Here is an 18,625-nt window from a genome sequence, read left to right as displayed (position 1 = left end):
GCGTCAGCCCTTCATCCCGCTCGTCGCGATGCCCTCGACGAAGTACTTCTGCCCGAGCAGGAAGATGATCGCGATCGGCACCACCGAGATGACCAGCCCCGCGAACAGCAGGGCGTAGTTGGTGTCGTACAGGTTGCTCACGAAGCTCTTCAGCCCGAGCTGGATGGTCCACAGGTCGGGGTTGCGCAGGTAGATGAGCGGACCGAGGTAGTCGTTCCAGGTGTTCACGAACGTCAGGAGCGTGAGGCTCGCGAGCGCCGGCACCGACAGGGGCAGCATGATGCGGCGCCAGATGCCGTACTCGCTCAGGCCGTCGAGGCGCGCGGCTTCGGACAGCTCCTCGGGGATGGTCTCGTAGAACTGCTTCATGAGGAACACCCCGAAGGCGCCGAATGCCTGGATGAGGATGATGGCCCACAGCGTGTTCGACACCTTGACGTTCGACAGCAGGATGAACTGCGGGATCATGTACGACTGCCACGGCACCGCGATCGTGCCGATGTAGGCCAGGAACAGCACGTCGCGTCCGGGGAAGCGGATGCGGGCGAAGCCGTAGGCCGCGAACGAGCCGGTCAGCACCTGCAGGAAGGTGACGACGACGGCGAGCACGAGCGTGTTGCGGATCCAGGTCAGCATCCCCGACTGGTTCCAGATGTCGACGTAGTTCTGCCAGACGAACACCTCGGGGATCCACTGGATCGGCACCGAGAAGACCTCGTTGGCCGTCTTGAGCGAGCTCATGATCATCCAGAAGAACGGCAGCAGCAGCGCCGCCGCGGCGATGATCAGCGCGATGTAGCCGGCGATGCGTCCGATGCGGCGCAACGGCGACACGGTGTCGGGGCGGTGGCCCTCGGGCAGGCCGTCGGCGGCGATCTTGCGGAGCGCACGGCGGTCGTCCTGGGGTACGAGAAGATTCGTCATCAGACGTTCCTCCGCTTGTTCCAGATGAACTGGAGGATGGTCACGAGGATGCAGAGGAAGAAGAGCGCCACAGCGGCCGCGGAGGCGTAGCCGAACTGGTTCTCCTCGAACCCCTTGCGGTAGATGAACTGCGAGATCACGAGCGTCGACTGACCCGGCCCGCCCTCGGTCATGACGAGGATCAGGTCGAAGATCTTGAACGAGTTGATCGTGAGCATCACGGTGACGAAGAACATCGTCGGCCGCAGGCACGGGAGCGTGACGTTGACGAAGCGCTCCCACGCGTTCGCGCCGTCCATGCGAGCAGCCTCGTAGAGCTCGCGCGGCACGGTCTGCAGGCCCGCGAGGAACAGGATCATGTAGTAGCCCATGTCGCGCCATGTGCTGACGATGACGACGGCGGGCATCGCCCACTCCGACGAGGTGAGCCACCCGGGCGGGTTGGCGATGCCGATCGCGCGGAGGATCTCGTTGATCGGTCCGTACTCGGGGCTGAAGAGCAGGTTCCACACCACGGCGATCGCGACGATCGAGGTGATGTAGGGGAAGAACGCGGCGGTGCGGAAGAACGCCACTCCCCGCAGCTTGTTGTTCAGCAGCAGCGCGAGACCGAGCGACGCGATGATCGTCAGCGGGATGTGCAGGGCCGCGTAGTAGAGGGTGTTGACGAACGAGATGCGGAAGCTCCCGTCGCCGAGCAGCCGCTCGAAATTGTCGAGTCCCACCCAGTTCGCCGTGCCGAAGATGTTCCAGTTCGTCAGCGACATGTAGAAGAGCGTGACGACCGGCACGAGCGTCAGCAGGGCGAATCCGACGAAGTTCGGCAGGATGAAGCTCCAGCCCAGCAGCGTGTTGCGCAGGGTCAGCTTCGATCTCCTGCGGCGCTGCGCCGGCTCGGGGCGGCGCGCCTTCGGGGAGGCGGCGGTGGTGGTCATGGTGTCTCCTGGGGAGGACGGCGGGGGATGCGGCCGGCGCGGGGATGCCGCGCCGGCCGCGGGGCGCCGTCGGTGGGGCGACGGCGCACGGGATCAGTCGAGACCAACCTCGTTGGCGACACGGTCCTCGGCCTCGCTGATGGCCTGCTCGACCGGGGTCGAGCCCGACAGGATCGCGCTGTGCATGTCGTTGAGGATGTTCTGGATCGCCGCCGTCTTGTTCGACGTCGGGTTCTCGGGGTGGACGTCACCCGTCGACCACGCGAACGTCGACAACTCGTCCGTCGGTGCGCCGTCGACGGCGAAGTACGCCTCGGTCACGGCGTCGTTCGACGCGGCCGGCGTGATGCCGATCTTCGCCAGCTCCTCGGCGGCTTCCAGGCTTGCGGCGTAGGCCAGGAAGTCCTTCGCGGCCTGCACCTTGGCGCCGTCGATGTTGGCGTTGATCGAGAAGCCGGTCGGGTCGCCGAATGTCACGGGCGTGTTGTCCATGCCCGTGGTCGACGCGTCGAGCTGCGGGATCGGCGCGATGCCCCACTCGAAGTCGTTGGCCTCACCCGAGGCCTGTTGCGAGATCAGGGTCGCGACGTACCAGGTGCCCATCGGGAGCATCGCGGCCTTCTGCGTGCCGAACTCGCCCTGATAGGTGAGCTGGTTGGCCGTCGAGGTGTTGAAGTCGACCTGCGCACCGGCGTCCTGCAGGGCGAGGACGCGGTCGTAGTAGTCGGCGAAGTAGCCGTAGTCGCCCGAGAGCACGTCGGTGTCCTCCTGCGCCGAGGCGAAGCCCTGCACGGTCGACTGCCAGCGGTGCTGGTAGGCGCCCTTCGCGACGCCCGCGGTGGTGATCGCCTCGGCGGCCGCGTCGTAGTCCTCCCACGTCCACGAGCCGTCGGGATACTCCTGCCCCGCTGCGTCGAAGAGCGCCTTGTTGTAGAACAGCACCCAGCGGTCCTGGCGGTAGGGCACGCCGTAGGCGGTGCCGTCGACCTCGTACGACGAGGCGCCGCCGACGCCGTCGGGCAGCTCGACGTCGGAGACGTCCATGAGCTGGCCGCCCTCCTGGAAGGTCGTGACGAACTTCACCTCTTTCTGGGTGATGATGTCGGGTCCGACGCCGGCCGCCAGGTCGGCGGTGACCAGCGTGTTGTATTCGGCCGCGTCGTACTGCTTGAGCTCGATCGTGACGTCCGGGTTCTTCTCGTGGAAGGCGTCGGCGAGCACCTGGAACTCGGGAGTGGTGTCGAGGCTCCACCCCGACAGGGTCAGGGTGACGGGGCCGTCGGCGGTCTGGGCGGGCTCGGATCCCCCGCCGCAGGCGGCGAGCGACAGGGTGGCGACGACCGCCATTCCCGCCGCGGCTGCGAACTTGCGCTTCATGCGTGCTGCTCCTTTGCGATTGCGTGCGAGATCCCACGTCGGACCTCGTGGTGCCGAAGCGCCGGGGCAGGCGGTTCGGAGTCGATGAGACGGCTGACGGTGCGGGCCCCATCGGGCCAGGTGACCGTGACCGTGGCGCCGTCGATGTCGACGGCTGCGTGCGGTGCGCTGTGCTCTCCCCCGGCGAGGTCGAGCAGGGCGGCGACGGGCTCGCCGACGCGCACCTCGTGCTCGATGACGGGTACGAGGGTGCGGACGCCGAGCGGATCCGCGTCGGCGCGCGACACCAGCCCCGCGACGCCGGCCGGGAGGAGTGCCCGGATGCCGCTGCTGCGGCCCCGCGACGACACCCAGGCTCCGGTGTCGTCGGTACCACCGACGACCTCGTCTCCCGAGAGCGGCCAGCCCCCGAGGCGCAGGCGCAGCGTTGCGGCATCCTGCCCCGGCGCGAGCGCATCGACGACGACGATGCGGACCTCCGACGATGCGCGGACGATCGAGGTGGTCGTGATGGTGCCGACGGATAGGGCCTCTCCGGCCAATCCCGATCCATGACGGTGCGCGGTGGGGGCCGGGTCGACGAGATGCGCGTCCCACGTCGATGCGGCGATGCCGACGTGCCCCTCCGCGCCGCCCGGGACGCGTACGTCTCGCAGGGTCATCGCCGTGCGATGCGTCGCACGCCCGTAGCGATCGACGAGGGCGACCGACTGCTCGAGGGGTTCGAGCCAGCCGCGCTCGTCGGCGATCGGCGAGGTGGCTGTGGAGTAGCCCAGGCGCGCGTAGAGCGGCGAGTCGGTCGTGCGTGCCCCCGGGAGCGCGTGGTCGGTGCCGTGGTTGACGACGCGCACGATGCCGTCGGCGGTGGTGCCCGACACGATCCAGCCGGGCGAGACGATCGCACGCAGCACGTCGCCCTGCTCGATCGGCAACGGCTCGGCCGGAGCGGTCCAGACAGGGTGGTCGGCGGGCAGCAGGAGCCCGAGGAACCCCTTGACCGCCCAGTAGGGAGAGCCCGGGCCCGAGTACGACTGCGCGAGCTCACGCCACGCGCCGTGCCAGCCCATCGTGAGGATGCCGTCGGCGTCGGGTGCGCCGCGCTCGGCGAAATGCGTCACGATCCGATCGGCCGCGTGGCGCAGGCGTCCCGGGCTGTGCGAGGGAACGTCCGCGATGACGCCGGCCCAGAACGGGGCGGCCGCAGCGAAACGGTAAATGAGGCTGCGGCCCTGGATGAGGGGCGAGCCGTCACCGCCGACCAGAGCGAGTGCGTCGTGGAGGAACGCGTCGAGGCGGGCGACGTCGGCGTCATTCCGGTCGCCGGCGAGGTCGGCGGCGCCCGTCATCCGCGCCCACAGGATCGGATAGACGTGCAACGCCCAGCCGACGTAATGGTCGTACGAGCGCTCGTCGCCGTCGGAGAGCCAGCCGCCCTCGCGCACGAACGAGTCGTGACGGGCGAGGTCGGCGACGATATCGTCGGTCGACCACGGCCCGCCGACCGACCGCAGGAACGTCTGCACGACGATGCGGAACCAGACCCAGTTGGTCTGCGGGTAGGTGTCGTCTCCGACGACGGGAGCGAGGTAGTCGACGACGCGCTGCTGCGTGAGGGCGTCGAGGCGGTCCCAGATCCAGGGACGGGTGAGGTCGAGGACGAGGGCGATGGATGCCGCCTCGACCTTGGCCTGCGCGTGCTCCTCCATCCGGACCCACCGGTCGGGCGCCTCGGGATCGACGCCCGAGACGATGCCGCGCGAGTAGTGCGCGATGATCTGGTCGACTCCCTCGCCCCGTGCCCCCGCGATGCGGAAGCCGGCGAGGAGGAAGGTGCGTGCGAAACCCTCGAGCCCGTCGACGGCGTGTCCGTAGCCGCCTTCGGCACCCGGGAAGTGGATGCGGCCGGCACCGGGCGTCGCGTGACGGCGGGCGGCGTCGAGCAGAGCATCGGCTCGGGCGACCCAGGCGTCTCGGACCGTCTCGCCGTGGGGCGGGTTCGGGTGCTCGGAAGTCACCGGTTCTCCTTCGAAGGGCTTCTCGGTCGTCATCGTTGATCGCGACCGATTCGGAGATTAGCAACCCGTTTCGATCATTGCAAGATTCTCTTCGTTTCCTTATGATCGTTTCTGATCACTTTGTGCAAAGGAGCCCCGTGCAGTGGAACATCGTTGGGTTCGCCGGTCCCCTCGCCACCACGTGCGGCGGCACCCCGGCGCGCCTCCGGCCGCCCGCCGAAGCGCTTCCCGTGCCCGCGGCGGAGCGCTGGGCTGCGCGGGTCTCGCCTGACGTCGCTCGCCGCCTCGTCGACCGCGCGCGTGCCGACCTCGACGCGCCGTGGCCGCAGCCCCGCGCAAGTGCCGCCGCGCGCGTGCATCGAGATGGCGACCGAGACGGATACGAGCAACAGGTCTTCGCTCGCCAGCGACGACTGAGCCGGGCCGTGGTCGCGGCGCTGTCGGACGACGATCCGAGATATCTCGACGAAGTCGCCGACGGCGTCTGGCTGCTCTGCGAGCAGTCGACGTGGTGCTGGCCCGCCCACGATGACACCTATGCGCGGCGTGGGTCGGTTCTCGCGACCGTCACCGATCCCTTCCTCGATCTCGGCGCGGGAGAGGTGGTCGGACAGCTCGCGTGGACCGATCACGTGCTCGGGCGCCGGCTCGACGAGCGATACCCCGGGCTGCGGCAGCGCATCCGGCACGAGGCCCGCACGCGCGTCATCGAGCCGTTCCTCTCGCGACGCGACTGGCACTGGCTCGGACTCGACGGGCACGTCCACAACTGGAATCCCTGGATTCACGGGAACGTACTGGTCGCCGGGCTCGTCCTGTGCGAGGAGGGCGTTGAACGCGATCAGCTCGTCGCCCTGGTGGCACAGGGCCTGGACCGCTACGTCGCCGCACTGCCGGCAGACGGCGCGATCGACGAGGGATACGCGTACTGGTGGAACGGTGCGTGCCGGGCGCTCGAGGCTCTCGACCTGCTCGCCTACGCCACCGATGGGGCGTGGGATCCGGTGCCCGAGGTGGAGTCCCTGCGCGAGACGGTCGCGTTCCCCCATCGCTCGCACCTCGGCGGCCCGTGGTACGTCAACCTCGCCGACGGCCCGGCCCGTCCCCCGGCCGATCAGCCCTGGCACGCCCTGCACCGGGCGGCTCGCGCCGTCGGAGACGACGAGGCCCGCCGCCACGCCGTCGCGCAGCACCGCAACGATCTCCCCGCCACCGAGGAAGCCGGGCTCGGTCGCCTACTGCGCGCCCTGACGGACGACGCGTGGCTGACCGAGACGCGCGGTTCCAGCCCCCTGCCCGCCGAGGTCTGGCTGCCGTCCACCCAGGTCTGGCTCGCCCGTGGCCACGCGGGCAGCGCCGTCGGACTCACCATCGTGATGAAGGGCGGCCACAACGACGAGAACCACAACCACAACGACGTCGGCTCGATCATCGTCGCCTCCGACGGCGTCCCCGTGATCGTCGATGCCGGCCGCCCGACCTACACGGCGCAGACCTTCGGCCCGGACCGATACGACATCTGGACGATGCAGAGCGACTGGCACAGCGTGCCCCGCATCTCGGGCGCGGCACAGCCGCACGGCACAGCCTTCGCGGCATCCGATCCGGTTCTCGTCCGAACGGATGATATGACCGCGCTGGATCTCGAGATCGGCGGCGCCTACCCCGCCGGCTCGGTACGCTCGTGGCGACGCCGGGCTGCGCACCACCGCTCGGGACACGTCACGATCGACGACAGCTGGGAAGCCGCCGGACCGGATACGCAGGTGCGCCTGCTCCTCGCGGGCTCGGTGACGACCGGCGACGGATGGGCTCGCGTGAGACCACTCGACGGCGCAACCCCGGTGCGGATCACGTGGCCCGCCGGCGCACCGCACACCCTCGTCGTTCGCGAGCTCGACGATCCGATGCTGACCGACGTCTGGGGCGACCGCCTCAGCCGGCTCGCCGTCGACGTCGACGGTCGTACCGAGCTGCGTGTCACGGTAGAACAGGAACGGAACGAGGACGAGCGACCATGACCGACCCCACACCGGCGCTGCTGGCCGCCGAACGCCGCGCGCACATCCTGGCGACGATGGAGCGCGAGGGCGCCGTCCGCATCTCGCAGCTGACCGAGGAGCTCGGCGCCGCCACCGTGACCCTGCGACGCGATCTGGCGCAGATGGAGCAGGAGGGACTGCTTCAGCGCGTGCACGGCGGCGCCATCCCCGCGACCGGGCAGCACGCCCATTCACCGGCGGGCTCGTCGGGCGCGGAGACCTCGACGGGGTCGATCGCGGTGCTCGTGCCCTCGCTGAACTTCTACTGGCCCGGGGTCGTGCGGGGCATGGAGGCCGCCGCACGTCGTCACGGTTTGAAAGTCCACCTGCGGGGAGCCTCGTACGAGCTGCAGGATGAGCGCCCCGTCCTCGAGCGTCTCGTCGCGAGCGGCGACATCCGCGGCCTGATCGTCGCGCCGAACACCGACACCCCGCATTCGCAGGATGTCGTGCAGTGGCTCGCCGAGTGCGGCACCCCGAGCGTCCTGGTCGAGCGCGACGCCATCGTCCAGCCCGCCGGCGTTCCGGTCGAGGCCGTGACGACCGACCACGCCCTCGGCGCCGTTCTCGCGGCGCGCCACCTCGCGGCGCTCGGGCACCGCAAGGTCGGGCTGGTGCTCTCTCGCAATTCCCCCACCTCGCGCAAGATCGCCGCCGGGTGGCAGGCCGCGTGCGAAGAGCTCGGGCTCACACCCGCCCAGCACATCGAGACGACGCTTCCCGACCGCGCGAGCGCGGAGTTCTCCGCTGCGGTCGACACGACGCTGGATCGCGCGCTCGGGAGCGGGGTGACCGCCCTGCTGGTGCATTCGGACCCCGAGGCGATGGCGTTCGTCGATCTGGCGCTCAACCGCGGAATCTCGGTGCCCGAAGACCTGTCGATCATCGCCTACGACGACGAGGTCGCCGAACTCTTCACGCCCGCCCTGACCGCCGTCGCCCCACCGCGTGTCAGTGTCGGCGAGACGGCGGTGGAGCTGCTGGTCTCCCGGATGGCCGACCCCGGTCGCCCCACCCGTCGGGTGATGCTCAACCCGACTCTCGTCGTGCGCGAGTCGACCGTCGCCCCGCGCGCGGAGGACCCGGCGTGATCGACCGCCACGACTACTCGCCGTGGGACTTCTGGTCCACGGCATCCGAGGAGAGCCGGCGGCGTCAGCGCGAGCATCAGGCAGCGCTGGCGGACGATCACGCGGACTGGTCGTTCGGCGACGAGTGCTTCATCTCGGAGCTCGCGGCGCTCGACACCGAGAGCCTCGCCCTGGGCGACCGCTCGTACATCGCGGCGGGGGCGTACCTGACCGGCACCCTGCGCATCGGCGCGGACTGCTCCCTGAACCCCTCGACCGTCGTCCGCGGCGACGTCGTCTTCGGCGACGGCGTGCGGATGGGCGCGCACAGCTCCGTGCTCGGCTTCAACCACTCGATGGAGCCCGGGACGCCCGTCTTCCGGCAACCGCTCACCAGCCGCGGCATCCGCATCGGCGACGACGTCTGGATCGGCTCGCACGTCGTCGTCCTCGACGGGGTCACCGTGGGCGCGTCGGCTGTGCTCGCCGCGGGAGCCGTCGTCACGAAGGACGTGCCCGCGGGCGCGATCGTCGGCGGCAACCCCGCTCGGCTGCTGCGCTGGCGGGTGCCGCCCGTCGAGTCGCCTCCCGAGTCGAACCGGCTGCACGCCCGCGTGTCCGCATTCGCCGGAACGGCCCGCTCCGATGCGACCGCCCTGCTCGCCCGCTGTGTCGACCCGGCCTCCGGGCTGTACGCCGACCGGGTAGGCGCTCCCCCGACAGTGCGCGCGCAGGGCGACGCCGTCGAGATCGCCGACCTGCTGCTGGGGTCGACGCCGCCGGGCAGCGATCCGTCCGAGCTGATCGATCGGCTGCGCGGCTGGCAGGACCCGGCGACGGGCGCCGTTCCCCCGCTCGGCTCGGTCGACGTCGCCGGCTGGGACGACGGCGACACGGCCTATCACGTGCTCTCCGTCGGGTACGCGCTCGACCTGTTGGGGTCCGAGTTCGCCCACCCTGTCGGGCTCGTCACCCGAGCGACGGCCGAGTCCCTGATCGCCGGACTCGACGCGCTGCCTTGGGACACCGATCCCTGGAACGCCGGACACCAGGTCGATGCGATCGGCACCGCCCTGCTGTGGGCCCGGCGCCGGGGCGACCGGATCGCGCCGGGCGTGGCCGAGTCCCTCTTCGGATGGCTCGTGACGCAGGCGGATGCCGCGAGCGGCATGTGGGGCCGGCCTTCCGCCGACCGCGGCCTGCTGCTCGTCGTCAACGGCTTCTACCGGGCGACGCGCGGAACCTTCGCGCAATACGGCATCCCGGTTCCCCATCCCGAAGCCGTCATCGACACGGTGCTGCGACACGCCCGCGACGAGCGGTGGTTCGCCCCGTCACGACTCGACGCCTGCAATGTGCTGGACGTCGCGCATCCGCTCTGGCTCACGCGGGCAGCCGGCTACCGCCGGGCCGAGGTCGAGGACCTCGCGACGCGCCTGCTCGACCAGGTGCTCGGGGGCTGGCAGCCGGGAGCGGGAATGAGCTTCCGGCTCACCGAGACGGAGCCGGGGCTGCAGGGCACCGAGATGTGGCTCGCCATCGCCTGGTACCTCGCCGACCTGCTCGGAGTCTCGGACGCTCTCGGTTATCGCCCGCGCGGCGTCCACCGTCCCGAGCCCGCGGCATCCTCGCATCTCTCACTCAATGCACGGCCAAGCGCCGAGTGAACGACCTTCCTGCGTGAGCAAGCCGTGCGCTCGCGGCGAAGCCGTTCACTCGGCCGAGTCAACGGGCGAGCGCTGCGCCCGCCGCGCGGAGCCAGCGGGCGGGTTCGGCGAGCGAGGCTTCGGCCGATCCCGCGAGGCCGGTCAGCGAGACGGATGACGCGAACGCCGCGGTGTCGGCGTCAGCGGCGATCCGGCCCGCGACGAGGGCGGCCGGCACCCCGGCCCCTGCGGCGAGCTCGGCGACGAACGCGGGTACCTTGCCGGCCGCGGACTGCCCGTCGAACGACCCTTCGCCCGTGATGACGAGGTCGGCGCGGGCGATGGCGTCCGCGAGGTCGATGAGCGCGGCGACCTCACGAGCGCCGGGGCTCAGGCGCGCGCCCCACGCGAGCAACCCGAACCCGGTGCCGCCGGCGGCTCCGGCCCCCGGCGTGGCAGCGAGCGACGCCCCATCCGGCACGAGGTCGGCGAGCCGGCTCAGCGCCGCGTCGGCAGCGGCGACCTGAGCCGCGTCGAGCCCCTTCTGCGGTCCGAACACGGCGGCAGCGCCCCGCGTACCGAGCAGCGGGTTCGACACGTCGCTGAGCACGTCGACGCCGCCCGGGGGAAGCGGCCGGAGCCCCGACAGGTCGGCGTGCGCGATGTCGGCGAGGCCTCGCGCACCGGGGACGACGTCACGTCTGACGGCATCCGTGAACCGGGCGCCGAGGGCGCGCAGCATCCCGGCCCCGCCGTCGGTCGACGAGCTCGATCCGATGCCGAGCACGAGGCGGTCGACGCCGGCGTCGAGCGCGGCGACGATCGCCTCGCCGAATCCGGTGGTGTCGGCGTCGAGGCCGCGTCGCTCCTCGCCCAGCAATTCGATGCCTGACGTCGACGCGAGCTCGACGACACCGACCGAGCCGCGATCCGACGCCACCGGCCGGTCGCCGGAGGTCGGGGGAAGCAGCAGCCAGGACGCATCGACGGGTGTCCCCGCGGGGCCCGTGACGGTGACGGGCATGCGCCGCGCCCCGGGGATCGCGGCGGCGAACGCGTCGAGCGTGCCCTCGCCGCCGTCGGCCATCGGGCGCAGTTCGACAACGGCACCGGCATCGGCCGAGACCCACCCCGCGGCGAGCTCACGCGCAGCCTCAGCAGCCGCGATGGACCCTTTGAAGCTGTCGATCGCGACGACGACGCGCGTCACGTCACGCGCTCCGCGGCGGGGTGCTCTCACGGACGAGCACCTCGAGGGGCAGCGCGGGCTCGTCGGCCTCGGCGTCGACGGCTGCGCGGAGCGCGGTGTACCCGACGTCGGGGAGAGGCACGCGGACGGTCGTCAGAGGCGGCGTGACGTCGCGCCCCGTCGGGATGTCGTCGAAGCCGGCGAGCGCGATGTCGGCGCCCGGCTCGCGTCCCGCCGCACGCACCGCGGTGAGGGCTCCGATGGCCACGACGTCGCTGATGCCGAACACGACCGTTCCCGGCTCGACGCCGTCGGCGAGGGCCGCTGCCATCGCCTCGGCACCCGACTCACGGCTGAAGCCGCCGCGGTACACGCGGGGCTCCGCTCCCCCGCCGCTCGTGAAGCCGTCGGCGAAGCCGGCGAGGCGGTCGTCGCTCGTCACGACGCCCTCGGCGGCGGCGAGCACGATGGCCGAGCGGTAGCCGCGCGCGGCGAGCGCGGCGCCGAGCTCGCGCGCACCGCCGCGGTTGTCGATCGCGACGCTGCGGATGCCGGGGGCACCGGGACCCAGCGCGACGACGGTGCCGCCGCTCGCGGCGATGAGGTCGAGCTCGGTTCTCAGCTCGTCCGACATCTCGCGCGAGGTGCGCGAGGCGGCGAGGATGATGCCGCGGGGACGCTGACCGCGCAGGGCGCGCACGAGCCGCAGCTCGCGCGCCGGATCGCGCTCGGTGATGGCGACGGTGACGACGAGGCCGGCTTCATCGGCGCCGCGCGCGACGCCCGCCGCGAGCTGTCCGAAGTACGGGTCGGCGATGTCGGCCACGAGCAGCGCGACGATCGCCGACGTGCCGCGAGCGGTCGCCTGGGCCGACAGGTTGGCCGTGTAGCCGAGACGGGCCGCGGCCTGCTCGACGCGTTCGCGGTACGCATCGGCGACCTTGCGGGTCGAGCCGTTCAGCGCCCGTGAGGCGGTCGCGAGCGACACCCCGGCTTCTCTCGCCACATCGTGCAGCGTGGCCGAGCCACGCGGCGACATCCCCGTCTGTCCCACGAGCCGAGTCTATGCGGTGGGGGTCCGCGCGCCCGAGAGGTGCGGCGTCACGGCCCCACCGAAGGCCTCGGCGGTGCGGCGCACGACCTCGGCGGGATCCGCGGCCCAGATGTCGGCGTTGAAGATCTCGACCTCGATGTCGCGGTCGTATCCCGTCGCCTCGACGGCCCGGGTCAGCGATGCGAAGTCGATGACCCCGTCGCCCGGGTAGTGGCGGCTGAGCAGGACATCCTCGGGCAGCGGCGTTCGCCAGTCGCACACCTGGTACGTCGCGATGCGCCCCTCGCGCCCGGCCCGCTCGATGGCGGGCAGGACGTCGGGGTCCCAGAAGATGTGGAACGTGTCGACGGTGGCGCCGACGACCTCGGGCTCGAAATCGGCAGCGATGTCGAGCGCCTGGCCGAGCGTGGAGACGACGCAGCGGTCGGAGGCGAACATCGGATGCAGCGGCTCGATCGCCAGCGTCACCCCCGCCGCTTTCGCGTGGGGAGCGAGCTCGCCGATCGCATCGCGTACCCGCTCCCGGGCGCCGACGATGTCGCGCGACCCCTCGGGAAGGCCGCCCGCGACCAGCACGAGGATCGCCGTCGAGCCGGGGGCACCGGCGACGGCGAGCGCGGCGGCCTCGTCGATCGCGACCCGGTTGTCGTCGATCGAGGAGCGCCGGGCGGGACCCTCCGGCATCGTGAAGAAGCCCGCCCGGCAGTGTGTGGTGAACCGCAGGCCCGAGTCCGTCAGCATGGCGGCGGCCGTGGTCAGACCGACCTCCTGCACGGGCTCGCGCCACAGTCCGATCGCCTCGATCCCGGCATCCGCGGTGACCCGCAGCGCGGTCGCGAGGTCGGCGTACTTGATCGTGGCCTGGTTGATCGACAGGCGCGGGTCGACGACGCTCATGCCCGGACTCCGTTCAGACGCAGCATCGCGTGCCAGCGGTCCGCGGCCAGTTCCGGCTGTTCGAGAGCGTGCGACGCGTTCGCGAGCTCGACGATCCGCGAGAGGTGCGGCAGGCTGCGCGCCGAGTGCAGTCCGCCGACCATCTGGAACGCAGCCTGATGGCCGTTGAGCCACGACAGGAAGGCCACGCCGGTCTTGTAGTAGAACGTCGGGGCCGCGAAGACCTGCCGGCTGAGCTCTTCCGTCGGCCCCAGGATCGCGAGGTAGCGGTCGGCGTCGCCCGCGTCCAGCGCCTGAATGGCGGCGGAGGCGACCGGAGTGATCGCCGCGAAGGCGCCGAGCAGCGCGTCGGAGTGCTGCCGCGCCGAGGCGGGGTCGCGCTCGGGCTGGGTCGCCCGGGGCACGTCTGCGCCGCCGATGAGGCCGACGTAGTTGAAGTCGTCGCCGGTGAACATCCGCACGCCCTCGGGCAGCCGCTCGCGCACCGACACCTCGGACGCGGCGTCGAGCAGGCTCATCTTCACGCCCGCGACCCTGTCGGCGTTCTCTTCGATGACCTCGACGAGGACGTCGGATGCCGCGCGCCAATCGGGCGAGCCGAAGTAGCCCGCGAGGATCGGGTCGAAGGCGGTGCCGAGCCAGTGCAGGACCACCGGACCGGATGCCGCGGCCAGCACCTCGCGGTACACCCGGCGGTAGTCGTCGGCGGAAGATGCCGCGCGGGCGAGGTGCCGCGACGCCATGAGCACCGGGCCTGCGCCCTGCTCCTCGGTGAACGCGAGCTGGCTCTTGTAGGCGTCGATGACCTGATCGAGCGAGATGTGCTCGTCGTCGACGTGATCGGTGTTGACGCCGACGACGACCGAGCCGCCCTCCTCGCGCGCGACCTCGGCCGATCGGGCGATGAGCTCGCGCGTCGCGGCGGCGTCGAGCCCCATGTTCCGCTGCGCGGTGTCCATCGCGTCGGCCACACCGAGACCCCAGGAGTAGACGGCGCGGCGGAAGCCGAGCGTGGCGTCCCAGTCGATCTGAGCCGGCCGGCCCGGGGTGTTGTCGGCCGAGACGACGGGAACCACGTGGGCCGCCGCGTACGCGACCCGGCTGCGCAGCGGCGTCTCCGGCCGGGCGAACCCGGGCGCATCGTTCAACGGAACGGAGGTGACGGCGCCATCGGCGCCGAGGAGGGTGAGGTCGGTCATCGTGCGGCGCTCAGATGCTCAGAGCCGGAAGCTCGACCTTGCGGCCCTCGCGGCTCGACTGCAGGCCGGCTTCGGCGAGCTGCACTCCGCGGGCACCGGCGAGGAGGTCGAACTCGTAGGGAGTCTCGGTCACGTACGAGGTGAGGAACTCCTCCCACTGCTGACGGAAGCCGTTGAGGAAGACGTCATTGGTGGGCACGTTCTGCCAGTCGGCGTCGTAATCGTGCGTGTCTTCGAGGTCGGGGTTCCACACGGGCTTCGGGGTCGCGTTGCGCGGCTGGATCTTCGCGCCGAACAGACCCACGACGGCGGAGCCGTGCGTCCCGTCGACGTGGAACTCGACGAGCTCGTCGCGGTTGACGCGCACCGTCCACGACGAGTTGATCTGCGCGACGATGCCGCCCTCGAGCTCGAAGACGCCGTAGGCGGCATCCTCCGCCGTGGCGGTGTAGTGCTCGCCGTTCTCGTCCCAGCGGTCGGCGATGTGCACGGCCGCCTGGGCGTAGACGGTCTTGACGTCGCCGAAGAGATTCTCGAGCACGTAGTTCCAGTGCGGGAACATGTCGACGATGATGCCGCCGCCGTCTTCGGCACGGTAGTTCCAGCTCGGGCGCTGCGCGGGCTGCCAGTCGCCCTCGAACACCCAGTAGCCGAACTCGCCGCGCACCGAGAGGATGCGGCCGAAGAAGCCCGAGTCGATGAGGCGCTTCAGCTTCTGCAGGCCCGGGAGGTAGAGCTTGTCGTGCACGACACCGGTCTTCACCCCCGCCTCGGCGGCGAGCTTCGCGAGCTCGAGCGCCTCGTCGACCGACTCGGCGGTGGGCTTCTCGGTGTAGATCGTCTTGCCGGCGGCGATCGCCTTGCGCAGCGCCGACGCGCGGGCCTTCGTGACGAGGAAGTCGGCGTAGATCTCCCAGCGCGGATCGGCGAGGGCGGCGTCGAGGTCGGTCGTGTAGTCCTCGATGCCGTGCTTGGCGGCGAGGTCGGCGAGCTTCGCCTCGCTGCGTCCGACGAGGAGCGGCTTGACGGTGACCTTGGTCCCGTCCGGAAGCTCGATGCCGCCCTGGTCGCGGATCGCGAGGATCGAGCGGACGAGGTGCTGACGGTAGCCCATCCGGCCCGAGACGCCGTTCATGATGATGCCGATCTCGCGGACCTGCGGGGCGGTCGCCGTCTCCGGCGCGGGGCTGAGGGTGGTCGTCTCTGACACGGGCGTTCCTTTGCTTCGTCCGCTCACCGGTGGGGTGGTAAGCGCTTTCCCATACTGTAGAGGGCGGCCGTCCGCGGGCGCAAGCCTGCGCGCGCGGACGCTGCGTCGGGTCAGCCGAGCCGGATGGCCGCCCACGAGATCGGGGGCAGGGACAGCGAGAGGATGCCGTCCTCGACCGCGATTCCCGGCACCGGCACCACGCCGACCCGGTCGGGGTCGTCGAGGGTGTTCGCGGCATAACGGTCGTCGTCGTGCAGCAGGTGCGATTCGACGATCGACACCGCTGCATCCCGCGCGGCCCCGAGTGCCGACACGTCGATGCGCAGGTCCTCCGCGTCGACCGTCGATCGGTTCACGACGAACAACGACGTGCCGCCCTCATCCACGGTGGCCACCGCGTTGACGTTCGAAACGGTGCCGAAGCGCTCGCTCTCGAACGAACCCGACGTGACGGGCACCGACACCGCTCGCTCCCCCGCAAGACGCGAGGTGAGCGAGAACGGATAGAACGTCGTCTGGCGCCATGCCGGACCCCCGGGCTCGGTCATGACCGGGGCGATGACGTTCACGAGCTGCGCGAGCGAGGCCGATCGCACGCGGTCGCTGTGCTGGAGCAGCGTGATGAGCAGGTCGCCGAACACGACCGCATCCAGTGCGTGGTACTGGTCTTCCAGCAAGCGCGGCGCGACGGGCCAGCCGGGCTCGCGCGGCTTGTCGTCCTGACCTCCCTCGTCGTTGTGGAGGTACCAGACGTTCCATTCGTCGAAGGAGATCATGATGCGCTTGTCGCTCTTCTTCGTCGCCGCGACCGCGTCGGCGATGGCGACCACCGACTCGATGAAGCGCGACATGTCGACGCCCGACGCGAGGAACTCCTGCGCGTCGCCGAAGCGCTCCTGGTAGTAGGAGTGGCACGAGATGAAATCGACGTCGTCGAACGTGTGCTCGAGCACCGTGCGCTCCCACGATCCGAACGTCGGCATGCCGCTGCCCGACGAGCCGCAGACCACGAGCTCGACGTCGGGATCGAGCATCCGCATCGCCTTGGCCGTGCGCGAGGCGAGCTTGCCGTAGTCGTCGGCGTTGCGGTGACCCAGCTGCCAGGGGCCGTCCATCTCGTTGCCGAGACACCACATCCGCACGCCGAACGGGTCGCGCCGCCCGTTCGCGACGCGCTGTCGGGTCCACGCGGTGTCGGCGTCCGCGTTGACGTACTCGAGCAGGTCGATCGCCTCCTGCGTGCCCCGCGTTCCGAGGTTGACGGCGAGCATGAGATCGCTGCCCACGAGCTCGAGCCAGCGCGCGAACTCGTGCAGGCCCACCTCGTTGGTCTCCGTGGAGTGCCACGCGAGGTCGAGACGTCGCGGCCGCTCCTCGCGCGGCCCGACACCGTCCTCCCACCGGTATCCCGAGACGAAGTTGCCGCCGGGATAGCGGATGGTCGACACCCCGAGCTCGCGGACGAGCTCGACGACATCCGACCGGAAACCGTCGGCATCCGCGGACGGATGACCCGGTTCGTGGATGCCGTCGTAGATGTGACGGCCGAGATGCTCGACGAAGCCGCCGAAGATGCGGCGATCGATGCGGGAGATCTCGAAACGGGGGTCGATGGCGGCGTTCGTCGGCGTCATGTCATTCCTCGGGTCAGCGGGGATGCCGCGCTTCCGCGCGCGGCATCCCCGACGTGGCGGTCTTCCTCAGCCGAGCACGACCTCGGCTTCGGAGAAGAACTGGTCAACAGCCTGGTCCACCGACGTGGTTCCGAGCCCGAGCGACTTGCCGAGCTCCCAGAACGTCTGCTCGAGCGAGCCGTATCCGGCGACGGGCACGGGCGGGGCATCCCCGATGCGATCGGCGGCCGACTCGATGTAGTCGGCGACCTGCTTGTCGGCGCCCTCGAGCGTCGCGCCCGCGAGCTTCGAGCTCGATGCCGGGAAGCCGAGCGTCGTGCCGAAGATCTGACCAGCCGCCTCGGAGTTCACGACGAAGTCGAGGAACAGTGCGGCTGCCTGCGGGTGCTCGGTCTTGGCAGAGATCGCGACCTGCAGGCCGGCCTGGCGATAGAGGTCCTTCGAGCCCTCCTTCGCCGTCGGCGGCGCGACGATCGAGATCGACGAGGCGCCCGAGTCGGCGAGATAGCCGCCGAGGAAGTTGCTCCAGCTCATCTCGCTGGCGGTCAGCGCGGCCCCGAAGCCCGACTTGGGCGAGAGCTCCTCGAGTCGCTGCTGCGGCACCGCGACACCGTCGCGCAGCCCTGCGCCGCTCTCCCAGAACTCGCGCAGCTGGTCCTTCGTGAACCCGAGCTCGCCGTCGTCGGTGTACAGGTTGCCGCCGTCTGCCCGGAGCACCAGCTCGAACGCCTGGATGCGCTGGGTGTAGTCCGTGCCGCCGTAGACGGCGCCGCCGGTCTTCTCGGTGACCTCGGCCATCCACTCGTCGAACTCGGCGAAATCGGTGCCGCCTTCGGGCGCGGCGACCCCGGCCTGCGCGACGAGGTCGTCGTTGACGAAGTTCGCCCACAGGCTGTATCCGGTCGGCAGCGAGTACTGGGTGCCGCCCAGCGCTCCGGTGCCGAGCAGCCCCTCGTCGAACGTGGACATGTCGATCTGGTCGGCGACCTGCGCGAGATCGAGCAGGTTGCCCGACTCGCCGTACTGGCGCAGGTAGCTGTCGGAGAACTGGAAGACATCGGGCAGCCCCCCGCCCGCAGCCTCGGTCTGCCGCTTCTCCCAGTAGCTCGGGAAGTCGGTGAAGCTGACGTTGACGGTGATGTTCGGGTATTCCTCGTTGAACGCCGCGATCAGCTCGTCATAGCGCTTCGCCCGATCGTCGTTGCCCCAGAACGCGTAGGTCAGCGTGACCTTCTCGTCGGGGTCGAATGCGGCTGCGGGAGGCGTCTGCGCACCGCCGCATCCGGTCAGTGCCAGCGCACCGGCGGCGACGATGCCGACGGTTGCGAGCAGGCGGGTGGCCTTCATGGGAGTCCTTTCATCGGGAGCGGGCCCGGGGGGACGGGTCTCAGGTGTGGCGGGGCCGCTCCCGATGAAAGGACTCCCATGAAGGC

General features: G+C 70.6%; 14 protein-coding genes. 3 read left to right on the top strand and 11 right to left on the bottom strand.

Annotated elements, in window-relative coordinates; translation table 11 throughout:
- Window positions 1-3: 3 nt before the first annotated feature.
- The 4 genes from CBF90_RS08815 to CBF90_RS08800 form a co-directional block, all read right to left on the bottom strand.
- On the bottom strand, window positions 4-924 hold the full coding sequence (locus CBF90_RS08815; protein ID WP_023952458.1) for a carbohydrate ABC transporter permease: 921 nt from the start codon (window positions 922-924) through the stop codon (window positions 4-6).
- Window positions 924-1,859, bottom strand: coding sequence for a carbohydrate ABC transporter permease (locus CBF90_RS08810; protein ID WP_023952460.1), 936 nt, complete (start codon window positions 1,857-1,859; stop codon window positions 924-926). Before CBF90_RS08810 ends, CBF90_RS08815 begins: the two co-directional genes overlap by 1 nt.
- Window positions 1,860-1,952: 93 nt before the next feature.
- Entirely contained in the window at window positions 1,953-3,236 is a 1,284-nt protein-coding gene (locus CBF90_RS08805) for an ABC transporter substrate-binding protein (RefSeq protein ID WP_023952462.1), read from the bottom strand.
- The gene (locus CBF90_RS08800) at window positions 3,233-5,251 is read right to left on the bottom strand and encodes a DUF2264 domain-containing protein (RefSeq protein WP_242435636.1); all 2,019 of its coding nucleotides are present in this window, start codon (window positions 5,249-5,251) and stop codon (window positions 3,233-3,235) included. The genes CBF90_RS08805 and CBF90_RS08800 overlap by 4 nt, the downstream gene beginning before the upstream one ends.
- 137 nt (window positions 5,252-5,388) lie before the next feature.
- Between CBF90_RS08800 and CBF90_RS08795 the strand changes: the two genes are divergently transcribed.
- The 3 genes from CBF90_RS08795 to CBF90_RS08785 are packed head-to-tail and all read left to right on the top strand — an operon-like array spanning window position 5,389 to window position 10,030.
- Window positions 5,389-7,272, top strand: a complete 1,884-nt coding sequence (locus CBF90_RS08795; RefSeq protein WP_242435635.1) for a heparinase II/III family protein — start codon at window positions 5,389-5,391, stop codon at window positions 7,270-7,272.
- The gene (locus tag CBF90_RS08790) at window positions 7,269-8,384 is read left to right on the top strand and encodes a substrate-binding domain-containing protein (RefSeq protein ID WP_088380401.1); all 1,116 of its coding nucleotides are present in this window, start codon (window positions 7,269-7,271) and stop codon (window positions 8,382-8,384) included. The genes CBF90_RS08795 and CBF90_RS08790 overlap by 4 nt, the downstream gene beginning before the upstream one ends.
- The gene (locus CBF90_RS08785; RefSeq protein WP_088380400.1) at window positions 8,381-10,030 is read left to right on the top strand and encodes a DapH/DapD/GlmU-related protein; all 1,650 of its coding nucleotides are present in this window, start codon (window positions 8,381-8,383) and stop codon (window positions 10,028-10,030) included. Before CBF90_RS08790 ends, CBF90_RS08785 begins: the two co-directional genes overlap by 4 nt.
- A gap of 58 nt (window positions 10,031-10,088) precedes the next feature.
- On the opposite strand, the gene CBF90_RS08780 is transcribed toward CBF90_RS08785, so the two are convergent.
- From CBF90_RS08780 to CBF90_RS08750, 7 genes are all read right to left on the bottom strand, one after another.
- A complete protein-coding gene (locus CBF90_RS08780) occupies window positions 10,089-11,219 on the bottom strand; it encodes a glycerate kinase (protein WP_088380399.1) in 1,131 nt (376 codons plus the stop codon).
- Window position 11,220: 1 nt separating this feature from the next.
- Window positions 11,221-12,252 carry a LacI family DNA-binding transcriptional regulator gene (locus tag CBF90_RS08775; RefSeq protein WP_242435634.1) on the bottom strand — a complete coding sequence of 344 codons (1,032 nt, stop codon included), beginning with the start codon at window positions 12,250-12,252 and terminating at the stop codon, window positions 11,221-11,223.
- A gap of 9 nt (window positions 12,253-12,261) precedes the next feature.
- A complete protein-coding gene (locus tag CBF90_RS08770; RefSeq protein WP_023952472.1) occupies window positions 12,262-13,149 on the bottom strand; it encodes a sugar phosphate isomerase/epimerase in 888 nt (295 codons plus the stop codon).
- Window positions 13,146-14,348 (bottom strand): dihydrodipicolinate synthase family protein, encoded by a 1,203-nt coding sequence (locus CBF90_RS08765; protein WP_088380397.1) that lies wholly within the window; start codon window positions 14,346-14,348, stop codon window positions 13,146-13,148. The genes CBF90_RS08770 and CBF90_RS08765 overlap by 4 nt, the downstream gene beginning before the upstream one ends.
- Window positions 14,349-14,358: 10 nt before the next feature.
- The gene (locus tag CBF90_RS08760) at window positions 14,359-15,483 is read right to left on the bottom strand and encodes a Gfo/Idh/MocA family protein (protein WP_064956238.1); all 1,125 of its coding nucleotides are present in this window, start codon (window positions 15,481-15,483) and stop codon (window positions 14,359-14,361) included.
- A gap of 185 nt (window positions 15,484-15,668) precedes the next feature.
- Window positions 15,669-17,192 carry an alpha-N-arabinofuranosidase gene (locus CBF90_RS08755; RefSeq protein ID WP_023952475.1) on the bottom strand — a complete coding sequence of 508 codons (1,524 nt, stop codon included), beginning with the start codon at window positions 17,190-17,192 and terminating at the stop codon, window positions 15,669-15,671.
- 66 nt (window positions 17,193-17,258) lie between these two features.
- Window positions 17,259-18,539 carry an ABC transporter substrate-binding protein gene (locus tag CBF90_RS08750; RefSeq protein ID WP_023952476.1) on the bottom strand — a complete coding sequence of 427 codons (1,281 nt, stop codon included), beginning with the start codon at window positions 18,537-18,539 and terminating at the stop codon, window positions 17,259-17,261.
- Window positions 18,540-18,625: the final 86 nt, after the last annotated feature.

Origin of the sequence: Microbacterium sp. AISO3, from assembly GCF_002204305.1 — a bacterium.
GTDB lineage: Bacteria > Actinomycetota > Actinomycetes > Actinomycetales > Microbacteriaceae > Microbacterium > Microbacterium arborescens.
Note: the sequence above shows the minus strand (reverse complement) of the source record. Positions and strands in the feature narration are given on the sequence as shown.

Coding starts and splice junctions, on each gene's coding strand:
- CBF90_RS08760 (WP_064956238.1), bottom strand. CDS start 15,483: ATGAACGGCGTCTCGGGCCGGATGGGCTACCGTCAGCACCTCGTCCGC.
- CBF90_RS08755 (WP_023952475.1), bottom strand. CDS start 17,192: ATGACGCCGACGAACGCCGCCATCGACCCCCGTTTCGAGATCTCCCGC.
- CBF90_RS08750 (WP_023952476.1), bottom strand. CDS start 18,539: ATGAAGGCCACCCGCCTGCTCGCAACCGTCGGCATCGTCGCCGCCGGT.
- CBF90_RS08790 (WP_088380401.1), top strand. CDS start 7,269: ATGACCGACCCCACACCGGCGCTGCTGGCCGCCGAACGCCGCGCGCAC.
- CBF90_RS08815 (WP_023952458.1), bottom strand. CDS start 924: ATGACGAATCTTCTCGTACCCCAGGACGACCGCCGTGCGCTCCGCAAG.
- CBF90_RS08765 (WP_088380397.1), bottom strand. CDS start 14,348: ATGACCGACCTCACCCTCCTCGGCGCCGATGGCGCCGTCACCTCCGTT.
- CBF90_RS08805 (WP_023952462.1), bottom strand. CDS start 3,236: ATGAAGCGCAAGTTCGCAGCCGCGGCGGGAATGGCGGTCGTCGCCACC.
- CBF90_RS08770 (WP_023952472.1), bottom strand. CDS start 13,149: ATGAGCGTCGTCGACCCGCGCCTGTCGATCAACCAGGCCACGATCAAG.
- CBF90_RS08810 (WP_023952460.1), bottom strand. CDS start 1,859: ATGACCACCACCGCCGCCTCCCCGAAGGCGCGCCGCCCCGAGCCGGCG.